At 35.7% G+C, this 12,270-nt stretch carries 12 protein-coding genes; 4 read left to right on the top strand and 8 right to left on the bottom strand.

The genetic code is table 11. From position 1 onward, the window contains the following. Positions 1-24: 24 nt before the first annotated feature. Entirely contained in the window at positions 25-777 is a 753-nt protein-coding gene (cutC, locus tag GWI68_RS17545) for a copper homeostasis protein CutC (protein WP_166541104.1), read from the bottom strand. Between the two features lie 154 nt (positions 778-931). After that, the gene (locus GWI68_RS17540; protein WP_166541103.1) at positions 932-1,486 is read right to left on the bottom strand and encodes a VOC family protein; all 555 of its coding nucleotides are present in this window, start codon (positions 1,484-1,486) and stop codon (positions 932-934) included. Positions 1,487-1,658: 172 nt separating this feature from the next. Between GWI68_RS17540 and argS the strand changes: the two genes are divergently transcribed. Next, complete coding sequence (gene argS, locus GWI68_RS17535; protein ID WP_166541102.1) at positions 1,659-3,389, top strand: arginine--tRNA ligase; 1,731 nt, start codon at positions 1,659-1,661, stop codon at positions 3,387-3,389. 141 nt (positions 3,390-3,530) lie between these two features. On the opposite strand, the gene GWI68_RS17530 is transcribed toward argS, so the two are convergent. From GWI68_RS17530 to GWI68_RS17520, 3 genes are all read right to left on the bottom strand, one after another. Continuing rightward, positions 3,531-3,803 (bottom strand): hypothetical protein, encoded by a 273-nt coding sequence (locus tag GWI68_RS17530; protein WP_109407567.1) that lies wholly within the window; start codon positions 3,801-3,803, stop codon positions 3,531-3,533. 1,027 nt (positions 3,804-4,830) lie between these two features. Next, positions 4,831-6,366, bottom strand: coding sequence for a murein biosynthesis integral membrane protein MurJ (gene murJ / locus GWI68_RS17525; protein ID WP_166541101.1), 1,536 nt, complete (start codon positions 6,364-6,366; stop codon positions 4,831-4,833). Positions 6,367-6,513: 147 nt separating this feature from the next. Next, on the bottom strand, positions 6,514-7,110 hold the full coding sequence (locus GWI68_RS17520) for a TetR/AcrR family transcriptional regulator (RefSeq protein ID WP_109407569.1): 597 nt from the start codon (positions 7,108-7,110) through the stop codon (positions 6,514-6,516). Positions 7,111-7,211: 101 nt separating this feature from the next. On the opposite strand from GWI68_RS17520, the gene GWI68_RS17515 reads away from it, so the two are divergent. Then, positions 7,212-7,847, top strand: coding sequence for a GNAT family N-acetyltransferase (locus tag GWI68_RS17515; RefSeq protein ID WP_166541100.1), 636 nt, complete (start codon positions 7,212-7,214; stop codon positions 7,845-7,847). Between the two features lie 107 nt (positions 7,848-7,954). Here GWI68_RS17515 and rimJ read toward each other — a convergent pair whose 3' ends face one another. Continuing rightward, complete coding sequence (gene rimJ, locus GWI68_RS17510; protein ID WP_166541099.1) at positions 7,955-8,536, bottom strand: ribosomal protein S5-alanine N-acetyltransferase; 582 nt, start codon at positions 8,534-8,536, stop codon at positions 7,955-7,957. A gap of 197 nt (positions 8,537-8,733) precedes the next feature. Between rimJ and mdtH the strand changes: the two genes are divergently transcribed. Both mdtH and GWI68_RS17500 read left to right on the top strand, forming a co-directional pair. Further along, positions 8,734-9,936, top strand: a complete 1,203-nt coding sequence (gene mdtH, locus GWI68_RS17505) for a multidrug efflux MFS transporter MdtH (protein WP_109407572.1) — start codon at positions 8,734-8,736, stop codon at positions 9,934-9,936. Positions 9,937-9,978: 42 nt separating this feature from the next. Continuing rightward, complete coding sequence (locus tag GWI68_RS17500; protein ID WP_166541098.1) at positions 9,979-10,533, top strand: lipoprotein; 555 nt, start codon at positions 9,979-9,981, stop codon at positions 10,531-10,533. A gap of 109 nt (positions 10,534-10,642) precedes the next feature. On the opposite strand, the gene GWI68_RS17495 is transcribed toward GWI68_RS17500, so the two are convergent. Together GWI68_RS17495 and GWI68_RS17490 are read right to left on the bottom strand one after the other, a co-directional pair. After that, the gene (locus GWI68_RS17495) at positions 10,643-11,215 is read right to left on the bottom strand and encodes a molecular chaperone (protein ID WP_109407574.1); all 573 of its coding nucleotides are present in this window, start codon (positions 11,213-11,215) and stop codon (positions 10,643-10,645) included. Between the two features lie 253 nt (positions 11,216-11,468). Further along, positions 11,469-12,077 carry a 2OG-Fe(II) oxygenase gene (locus GWI68_RS17490; protein ID WP_166541097.1) on the bottom strand — a complete coding sequence of 203 codons (609 nt, stop codon included), beginning with the start codon at positions 12,075-12,077 and terminating at the stop codon, positions 11,469-11,471. Between the last annotated feature and the right edge of the window lie 193 nt (positions 12,078-12,270).

The following is a 12,270-nucleotide window of genomic DNA, read 5'->3' as shown; positions in this document are numbered from 1 at the left end:
TCTAAAATCGTTAATTTGTGCTAATTAAGATGCTAATGGTGCATGAATACTCATAATATCTTTCATTGCTTCAACCGTGTCTTCATCCACACAATAATGGGTAAACTCATCAACTTCACTGTCTGAGCTCATTGTGACACCGGCTTTACGATAAATCATGGTTGAGGGTGCAACTTTACCTGCAGAGCTATGTATTTCTTTTAAACCTGCATCTAAGAATTTTTGGATATTACTTAGTCTTACACCAGCTCCCGCCATAATAACGGGACCTTGTGTTTTTTCATTTAATGTTCGTAATAAAGGTAAACCTAATTCTGCATTCGCTTGCTGGCCTGATGTTAAAATACGAGAAATACCTAATTGAGTCAGTTGTTCTAACCCTAATAATGGATTAATACACATATCAAAAGCACGATGGAAAGTAATAGCTAAAGGACCCGCAAGTTCCATTAGAATTTCCATTTTAGGCAAATCAATATGTCCTTCTTCATTTAATAAACCAACAACTGCACCAGGGAAGCCCATATCACGAATAAGGCTAATATCATTTTTCATTGCTGAAAAATCGGCTTGTGTGTAACAAAAATCCCCCCCTCGAGGGCGAATAATAGGATGAACGGGAATACGAACCAGATCTCTGACTTGTCTTAGCATTCCAAAGCTTGGCGTAATGCCACCTTCTGATGGACTGGTGCATAGTTCAATTCTATCCGCACCTGCTCGTTCTGCCACCAGCGCGCATTCTGCGCCAAAACAACAAATCTCCAACGTAGCCATATCATCCCTCTTTATCCTTAATACAGAAAGTAATCAGAAAATAAATATCATTTCTCAGCGATTACTAACAATAGTTGTCGAATATCGTTATTCATTCAATTCCACTATCAGAATTTTGTGCTGACACAAGCAAACTATTTTCTGAAAGTGTCGTTCAACACTCACTTTCTACGATTTCAAGTAACGAATAAGGATGATACTTCACAGTCACTTTACCATTAGAAATAGCCACTGTGGGATTGGGCAAGCGTTCTTTTTCACCTTTAGGTTCACTGATTTTTAAGCTAATACTCTCTGGTAAAGGAGATGGTAAAAATGCCATAACATTATTGACTAAATCAGAAGGTTCAACAGAGATCACTTGCTCAATATGTTCCCAACCTTGGTACTCATATTTTTTATGGGTGGGAAATGGTAATTCAACAATGGAAACCGCTTGATTTAAAACCGTTAATGGTGTGTCTAATTGAAAAAGATAAATTGGACGTCCGTTAATAATATTATCAGAAATACACTTTCCACATTGACTAAGACCTTTTCTCCATTGTTCAGCCAATATTAAGTCGTGACAACGTAACGAAATATGATCAATAAGATAAAGTGAAAAATTCAAACCTAACTGATTGGCAAGCTGTATCATTTTTTCTTCAAACTGTGGAAGCTCGTGAGTTAAATCATTTAATTGAGTGATTGAAGAAAATAACGCCATTTTGAGTAACCTTAATGAAAAAACAGAGAAAAAACCTTAAAGATAAGGCGCAGATGGTAGCATGTTCTAGCCGGAATATGTTATAAATTCAAGGTTAATCCTAATTCTTTATAATAAACCTGTCAGGCTTTTGTCGTCAGGTTTTATTTTCTCAATAATTTAAGGTAACCCGGTGAATATTCAGGCTTTTCTTTCAGAAAAAATCAGTGTGGCAATGTGTGCTGCTGGCGCACCCGCTGATAGCGAACCACTTGTCCGTCAGTCAGCCAAAGTGCAATTTGGTGACTATCAGGCAAATGGTGTCATGGGAGCAGCAAAAAAAATGGGGATCCCACCCCGACAACTCGCAGAGAAAATTCTGGAACAGCTTGATATTACAGGTATTGCAGATAAAGTTGAAATCGCGGGCCCTGGTTTTATCAATATCTTCTTATCGCCACAATGGGTTGCAAAGCAAGCAGAAGACGCATTAGTCGATGAACATCTGAATGTAACATCTGTTACACCTCAAACTATTGTTATTGATTATTCTTCTCCCAACGTTGCAAAACAAATGCATGTCGGCCACTTACGCTCTACGATTATTGGCGATGCAAGTGCGCGTACATTATCTTTCTTAGGTCATAACGTTATTCGTGCTAATCACCTTGGTGATTGGGGTACGCAATTTGGTATGTTAATTGCGTATTTAGAAAAAAAACAAAACGAAAATGCCGCAGATATGGCGTTATCTGATCTCGAAGAGTTCTATCGTGAAGCAAAAAAATGCTATGACGAAGATGAAGTCTTTGCAGAGCGTGCGCGTAATTACGTTGTAAAATTACAAGGCGGTGATGAGTATTGCCGTACAATGTGGCGCAAACTTGTTGATATCACGATGCAACAAAACCAAGTGACTTATCAGCGCCTTAACGTCACATTAACTGAAGATGACATTATGGGTGAAAGTCTCTATAACCCAATGTTACCTGGTATTGTTGCTGACTTAAAAGCAAAAGGCCTTGCTGTAGAAAGTGAAGGTGCAACCGTTGTTTTCCTTGATGAATATAAAAACAAGGAAGGCGAACCTATGGGTGTTATCGTTCAGAAAAAAGACGGTGGCTACCTTTATACAACAACCGATATTGCTTGTGCTAAATATCGTCACGATAATCTACATGCTGATCGTGTTCTCTATTATATCGACTCTCGCCAACATCAGCATTTAATGCAAGCATGGACAATTGTCCGTAAAGCAGGTTATATCCCTGATTCAATGTTACTTGAACACCATATGTTCGGCATGATGTTAGGTAAAGACGGTCGTCCATTTAAAACACGTTCTGGTGGTACTATCCGTTTAACGGATTTACTCGATGAAGCACAAGAAAGAGCGCGCACATTAATTGCTGAAAAAAATCCAGATATGGATAAAGATGAATTAAATAATGTTGCTCGCGTTGTTGGTATTGGTGCTGTGAAATACGCTGACTTATCTAAAAACCGTACAACGGATTACATCTTTGATTGGGATCTGATGTTAAGCTTTGAAGGTAATACCGCACCTTATATGCAATATGCTTATACTCGTGTTGCTTCAATTTTTAAACGTGCTGAAATTGATGAAAACACATTAACTCAGCCGATCACATTAGCACAGTCTCATGAAAAACAACTTGCATTACGTTTAGTGCAATTTGATGAGACCATCATGCAAGTTGCTCGTGAAGGAACACCTCATGTGATGTGTGCTTATCTCTACGATTTGGCACAAACCTTCTCTGGTTTTTATGAAAACTGCCCTATCTTATCTGCTGAAGATGAAAACACTCGCCAAAGCCGTCTAAAACTGGCGCGCTTGACCGCAAGAACCTTAAAACAAGGTTTAGATACTTTAGGGATCGAAACGGTTGATAGAATGTAATTAGCTTAAGCGCACAAATTACAGAAACAAAAAACCGATGGCATTTGACCATCGGTTTTTTTATACATTAATTCTTAATTCGATATAGCTAAAAAACACTTCAAACGATTACTCAATCTCACTTCCAATGCTACTTAATCATTAATCTTCATTAGCAGTTATAACATCCTGACACAATAGCCCTCTGATATCTTTTACCTCAATCCAACCATCAACACTATCTATTGGCTTGCTTGGGCTATAAAGGCGATCGTTGACGTCTTTAGCCGTAAATGACAGTTGCTCATTTGTTTTGTCAAATACACCCACACAGTTAACTGGCGTTAATTTTGAGGTATTGATTTTTCCATCAGCAGTACAACCAGCAAGAAATAACGTAGCTAATGATACAGAAATGATAATTGCTTTTTTCATAGTAGCTCCTTGACACTCTTTTATTTTTATTTTTACTAAAAACCGTCTAATTGATTATTTAGTAGTCTTTAAACTAGAAATATCTAATCGTTTATAACTGCCTTGAGTATAGCGAACAAATGGAGAAATATTTGAGTTATTGAGCTATTAAGGAAAAAAATAAGAACTATTGCGAAGGTTTTGAAAAGAGAGGGAAAAACAGAAAACAATGGCGGACAAATGAAAGCAACAATTAGTGTACCATACCGAATTACCAGTAATCTAATTATCTATTAATAATAGATTTAGCATTAATTTCATTATTCACACGACTTATTGTTTACTGCTTATCCCTAGCAATCGTATTACCTATTTGAAGCGCAGACAAAATAGATATGATCACTTTCAGTAGTACTGAACGATAACAAGCAAATAACTTTACAGTCACGGTTAATCTACCTGAATAAAGAAATAATAATATGTCTTAAATCAAAAAAATTAAATATTTTAAAATATACTGCAATATTTTGAAATATTTGCAATATCTCATCATTAAGTAAGAAATATTTAACAGATGTGTCATTTTTTAAACCTAAACAACACCAGAGAGTTTATCTAAAAAAAGATAATTCGTCAAACCGTAAGTGCTTAGAATATAGCGTCTATTTTTTTACTTTATGTAGAATAGCTATACAAGTAAACAAATTGTCTAAAGATATTCGGTATGAATAATGATTAAATTAATTTATGCATTTCACTTAAAAAACACATTCCAATGCCGAAAAACTGTATAAATCATTCAGAAATTGGAAAAAAAATTTAATAAAAAAATAATGAAGAAAAAAAATTTCTGTATTTTTTTATTCTATTTTTCTTTTTGAACAGCATAGAGCTAATCTAACTAAATGCCAAAAGTGTGATCAATGTTGCATTATAAATAGTCTAGAAATAGAGAAAGGATCTAAATGAGAGGAATAGTAATGATAAAAAAATTGTTAATTTAAACCTCCCCGCTTTTATACAAAAAGCGGGGAGCATATTTTATGAACTATAAAGCGCGTAATGAAAAATGACGAGGCCTAAAACCTAATACATACAAAGCAACAAAATAACTGCCAGCCCCAACTACAACGACGAGTAATAGACGTAAAATACGCATAAGCATACTTCCGATATCCCAGCTTGGCATGATCCATAACATTCCAACTAAAACAGCCCCCATTACCACCAACGCAATTGTTAGTTTTAACAAAAAGACTGGCCAACCCGCCAAAGGTTGATAAATATCTTTTTTACGAATTTGCCAAAATAACATAGAGGCATTAAAACAAGCTGCAATACCAATAGAAAGCGCAAGACCAACGTGCTTTAAACTACCAACAAATGCGAGATTCATTAATTGTGTCAGTATTAATGTTGCGATAGCAATTTTTACAGGTGTTTTAATATCCTGACGAGAATAGAATCCAGGCGCTAAGATTTTTATGATAATAAGTCCCATCAGCCCAACACAGTAAGCGATTAACGCTTGTTGTGTCATTAACGCATCATGAGCATTAAAATTACCATACTGGAATAAAGATGCTGTTAACGGCCCTGATAATACAGCTAAACCAATCGTACAAGGTAGTGCCAATAAAAAGCACAGCCTTAATCCCCAATCCATTAGCTTTCTATATTCTTCAGTATTACCACTAGCAAAACTCTTCGATAATGAAGGTAATAAAATAGTGCCTAATGCAACCCCTAACACCCCAGTCGGTAGCTCCATAAGACGATCAGCATAATACATCCAAGAAACCGACCCTGACACTAAGAAAGAAGCAAAAATTGTATTGATAATTAAAGATATTTGGCTAACCGAAACACCTAAAATAGCAGGCCCCATTAATTTTAAAACACGCCAAACAGCACTGTTTTTAAATGAGACTCTAGGTAGTACAAGCATACCGATTTTTTTCAAATGTGGTAATTGGTAACCAAGTTGTAATATTCCGCCAGCAACAACCGCCCATGCCAATGCCATAATTGGTGGATTACAATAAGGTGCGACTACCAAAGCAAAAAATATCATACTGACATTGAGTAATGTCGGTGCAAAAGCAGGTACGGAAAAACGGTTCCATGTATTTAAAATAGAGCCCGTTAATGAAGCCAAAGAAATAAGGAAAATATAAGGAAAGGTTATTCGTAATAAATCGGTCGTAAGTTGAAACTTATCTGGCGAGCTACTAAAACCTGGCGCTGTGACATAAATAACCCATGGTGCAGCGATAATACCAATCACCGTAACAACGGCAAGGATCAGTGTTAGCATACCTGAAACATAAGCAATAAAAGTACGTGTTGCTTCATCACCTTGCTGACTTTTATATTCAGCTAATATTGGCACAAAGGCTTGAGAAAATGCCCCTTCTGCAAAAATACGACGAAGTAAATTCGGTAATTTAAATGCAACAAAAAAAGCATCTGTTGCCATACCGGCGCCAAAAATACGCGCAATGATTGCATCACGAATGAATCCTAAAACCCGTGAAAACATAGTCATAGAACTCACTGCGGCCAGTGATTTAAGTAAATTCATAAAGTCATTCTAATTTTTGTTGAATGGAATAAAAAGAAAGGGACTATACTCCGTCTCTAACATCGAAAAATCAATCATCAATTGGCTAAAAATAAGCAGTTTCAACTTACTTTTAACTAATTCCAATAAGAGAAAAACACCTATAATTTATGGTCTAGCTAATATTTTTCTCAACATTAATTCCAACATCGTTTGGCTATCATTTTCACTAAACTCAGGATCGATAATATTTCTCCCCATAGAACCATCTGCAATCACAAATAACCAAGTAGCCATTTTTTCTGGCTCTAATAGCGGATCAATTTGCCCTTTTTTAATACCGTTTTCTAACATGGCAATCAAACGTTGCTTATTGTTTCTTTCATTTTCAATGAAAATTTCGTGAATACTCGCATTACGTGAAGCTTCAGCAAAAATTTCAATACTAATGCGCGCGTACTCTGGATGATTATAAAGCGCTATAATCTCTGTCATTAAACCAATAACTGCCTGAATACTCTCTTCTTGCGCTTCATAACGACAAAAAATCTCATCAAAAAGCTGTGCATCTTCTAATGCAATCGCTTCAATAATCGCATTTTTATTGGGAAAATAATGAAATACATTTCCGGGACTCATCCCTGCTTCATGACAAATTTCTGCTGTTGATGTGGAATGAAAGCCTTTTACGGCAAAGCAACGCATTGCAGCATCAATGATGTGCTTCATTTTTGCTTTTTGTTTTTCAGTCGCTGTCTTGTTCATAACCTAAAATCTCTAGACAAAATAAATCAGACTGATTAGTCTAGAATAAAGTAGACCAAACAGTCTAAAAATTAACCCTATTATTGCAGAGTAACGATATCATGCAATTACTTAATGGACACTATCAGCTTCGTGTTGCAGAGCCTTCAGATATTCCTGAAATTATTCAATTGTTTGCACAAGCCTTTCGTTTTAAATTGAATGCTTTTAATATTGATAGTGCTCACCCTAAACAGAGTCAGCAATTAGAAGCCATTTGGAATACACTAGCGTGTAAAAAGAATAACCAACAATTTGTTGTCACCGAGAATGAAAAGATAATTGCAACATTTTGTTTAGTCACAAAAGAAGCTCAACTTATATCAAATTCTTTTGCTAAAACACCTTTCTCTAATTATTGGCGCTATGGCATTACTCATTATATTAAGCAAAAAATTTTCTTTTCATTATTTGATTATACGCCAAAAGAAAATGAAGTTTATTTAGCTCATATTGCTGTTTTACCCACTTATCAAGGTCATGGTATCGCTTATGCAATACTTCAATGGATATCGCAATACAGTAAAGATATTCTGAAAAAAGTATATTTATCACTTTATGTGGATACTCATCATAAAGGTGCTCTTTATTTATATCAAAAAGATGGGTTTTATATTGAGAGAAAAGAATCATCGCGCCTAACACAATCTATTTTTCATATTCAACATTGGTATTATATGTTGAAAAAAATCAACTAAAGGCAAATTCGATATCACTATTAGCATCAATATATGGATTAAAAGCACTGAAAAAAAGATATCACTATAATTATAAACAGTGCTTTATCCTTAACAACATGAGCTATTTATCTTTTGCAGTAAGTTCTTGTTGTTAATGCGGTTAATACATGATCACGCCATTCTTGGTTTATTTGTAGATAATTTTTTGCATAGCCTTCTCGTTCAAAACCATGCTTCGCCAATAAATTACCACTACGTAAATTATGAGGCATATAATTCGCCATAATACGATGCATACCTTGCTGGCGTTGCATATAACGCAACGTTTCAGTTAATGCCTCAGACATATAACCTTTACCTTGCCATTTCTCACCTACGGAATAACCTAAAAAACAGGCATTAAAGGCACCACGCATCACATTACTGTAATTAGCCACACCAATAATTTCATCTTCAGTTGGTGTTAACAACAAAAAATGAAATGCACTTTCTTGTCGATGTAATTCGTTCATATATTGCAAACGATGTTCCCAACCGGAAGGCAAATAATGTGTTTTATCTCTTAAGGGTTCCCATGGAATTAAAAAACGACGATTTAATGTATAATAATCAGCCAATTTTTCCGCATCTCGTTCATAAGCTAAACGAATTATCATTCTTGTCGTTTCGAAACGAATTTTAGGAACTCCACCACGATAACCAAACATTGCGATCCCATTATCCTTTGATATAAATAAGCCTAATTCTGAAGTAACTCTTCTTATTCTGCCACTAACCTTAATAAAAAAATATCATCTTTAATTTACTAGGAATTATGCACATTTAGAGACAGAATAGTCGAAGAAATAAATTATTTCATTCCCCCCTTATTTTATTTAAATTATTTGCTTATTGATGGTGAGTAATGGCACTGGTAACACAAGCCCGTACCTTGGGTAAATACTTCCTCCTAATTGACAATATGTTAGTTGTCTTAGGTTTTTTCGTCGTTTTTCCTCTGATTTCTATTCGTTTCGTCGAACAATTGGGTTGGGCTGGTGTTATTGTCGGTTTTGCATTAGGGCTTAGACAATTAGTCCAGCAAGGCCTAGGTATTTTTGGTGGCGCCATCGCAGACCGCTTTGGTGCAAAACCAATGATAATAACTGGAATGTTATTACGTGCTTTAGGTTTTGCTTTAATGGCAATGGCAGACCAACCGTGGATACTTTGGTTATCTTGCATTTTATCTGCATTAGGGGGAACGTTATTTGATCCACCTCGCACAGCCCTAGTTATTAAATTAACCCGTCCTTATGAACGTGGTCGTTTTTATTCTCTATTATTAATGCAAGATAGTGCAGGAGCAGTTATTGGGGCGCTGATTGGTAGCTGGTTATTATTATATGATTTTCATTTAGTATGCTGGGTTGGTGCTGGTGTTTTTGTTATTGCTGCTTTATTTAATGCTTGGTTATTACCTGCTTACCGCATATCTACTACCAGAACACCGATTAAAGAAGGGCTAAATCGTGTATTACTGGATAAACGTTTTGTCAGTTATGTCTTAACGTTAACAGGCTATTTTGTATTGTCTGTTCAAGTCATGTTGATGTTCCCTATTATCGTTAACGATATCGCTGGTACTCCCACAGCAGTAAAATGGATGTATGCCATTGAAGCATTACTCTCTTTAACCTTGCTCTATCCTATTGCGCGCTGGAGTGAAAAACGTTTCAAATTGGAACAGCGTTTAATGGCAGGCTTATTTTTAATGAGCATCAGCATGTTTCCTGTTGGAATGATCCATTCATTACAAGGCATCTTCTTAATTATTGGTTTATTTTATCTCGGCACGATCACTGCAGAGCCTGCGCGCGAAACATTAAGTGCCTCCCTGGCTGATCCTCGCGCTCGTGGCAGTTATATGGGATTTAGTCGCTTAGGCTTGGCCTTTGGTGGCGCAATCGGATATACCGGTGGTGGATGGATGTACGATTTAGGTAACCAATTTGATATGCCTGAATTACCTTGGTTCTTATTAGGTACGGTAGGATTAATAACGCTTTACGCACTACATCGCCAATTTAATCGTAAAAAAATAGAAACAGCCATGCTTACTCCTTAGATATCAGGTAAACTTTTAGTTATCAATGATCAAGGAGTGTTTATGAAAGCTATTTTTCTAACAACCATATTATTACTAACAAGCTTTGTGGTGGGTTGTGATCAGCTCAAGCAATTTGATGTAAGTGAAAATTTGATTAATGACTATATTAGCCGGAAAACAAATCTTCAAAAACATATTGGTGAAGATGAAGTTGTATCCGCTGATATCAAGTTAAGTAATCTTTCAATCCAAATTGGTCGTACAGAGCCGGGTAAAATTAACCTTTCAGGTACTGCCGATCTAAAAATTAATTCATTTTTTGGTAAAACAAGTGCCAAAGTTGATCTTACATTATCAGGTCAACCTTCTTATCAAGCCGATCAAGGTGCGATATACATAAAGTCCATGACTATTGATAACTATAAAGTATCGCCAGAAAAAATGGATGCTGTCGTTGTCGCATTAAAACCTTATTTAGATGCCACCATTGCAACGTATTTTGATAATCATCCTGTTTATATCCTCAATCCTGAGAAAAATAGCGCTGAAGCCGCGGCATTTAAACTGGCAAAAGGCATTGAAGTTAAACCGGGTAAATTCGTGATCCAACTCTAATAGTTACGTGAGTTGATTAAAAATATTTATCGACATTAATGAGAAAGGCAAACCTAATGGTTTGCCTTTTTTATGAATAGTAAAATACTTTTGCAAAGAAAATAAGATATTACTCTGCTTCAGTATCTTCACCCTTTTCATCATCAGAAAGCTCTTCACGTAATGCCGATAACGCACCACGCGCAATTGCAGCTAATGTACGATAAAAACCACTTGTTGCGTGAGCTTCTACTTTACCAAGAAATGCCCCAGCCCAAGGTAATAAGTATTCATCAAATAACTGTATTTGAGCTAATACTTCATCTTCTGCTGAATTATCTTCCAGCCATGAAGCAGCAAGTAATAAAGCGCCAAAACTGTCTGTTGCATTCTCAGTAACTGGCATACCTCTTGCAATTAAGAATTGACGAACATCGTCTTCTTTGATCTCTTCGTAATCATGAGCATAAATAGATACAGCAGGCGCCTCTCCACCAAAAAGAGATTGGTAATCAGCTTCAACAATAGCCAAATCTTTGACACTATTTTTTAATGTATTAAATAACTCGTCTTGCTCCAATGGCCATAACTGGCTCAATTTTCCTTCACCAACCATTTTAATAATTGGCGCTAAAATAGGATCATTTGGGTCACGTTGAAATAATGTGCCTAAAAGTCGGCAAACTATTGAGAATTCATTCATTGTATTTTTTATCCTAAAAGGTTTCGCGTTATTGTGCGTTTAACGACAAGAAAATCAACTTTTTTCTTTTTTATGATTATAAGTATTAATTTAACCAAAGGGAGCTTTTAAAACAGAAAAAGCGCGCTCTTAATAATTAAGCTTTTGCTTAATATAAGAAACGCGCCTAATCCCATGCTACTTATCTTTTAAAACAGTTTTATTATAACGATTTTAAAACTCTTTTATGACAACAGCATTTTTGTTGCATTAGTTAACTTGCAATATCAAGAAAATTATCTCTTACACCATTGACTCGAAACCACCCAGCAATACTCACTCGCTCTTTATTAGTAGGGAGCACTTCATGAGGGAATTGTTCTGAAAGGAAAACAACTAAACGCCCTCCTTTTGGTGTGATTGTCGCAAGTTCGTTATCCTTTAAATCATAGATAACTAATTCGCCACCATCTTCGGTTGTCCAATCCTCATTAAGATATAACACTGTGGTTAAACGCCGAGTTACATTTTCTTTAAAAGCATCCAGATGTTTTTTATAAAATGCTCCTTTCTCATAACACGCAAAATGTGCTTCGTATTCAAATAGTCCTAAATAAAACTCTCGATTAACAGCACGTTGAATAGACTCCATTTGCATTAAATAATGTTGTACTGGTTCACCCATTTTTGGCTCTAGCCAACTTATTTTATCGCTACGTATTGTTGTTTCTGCTTGACGATTTTCATGACGACCAATACGAGCTTGTTGTGCATTGTCACCAAAACAAGTGCGTAGTTGTTGAACAGCTTCTGGTGTGAGGAAATCATCCCATACACACCATCCTTTCTCTGCTATTTGCTCAAGAAGTTCTGCTATATTCATAGGTATATTGTCTGATAAACATGGGAAACTACTTTATATCACCAAGTTGACTAAAATGACAATTTAATAAACTTATCTTTTCAATAACACCAATTAATTAGAGTTTAATTCTAAAAAAACCACAAAGACACACAGTGTATTCTTCTAGCATTAAGAGTAAAAGCGGTTTCTGTTTAAACGAATAAATTTATAT

Source organism: Proteus sp. G2669, from assembly GCF_009915245.1.
Taxonomy (GTDB): domain Bacteria; phylum Pseudomonadota; class Gammaproteobacteria; order Enterobacterales; family Enterobacteriaceae; genus Proteus.
This window is presented reverse-complemented; position numbering and strand designations above follow the sequence as displayed.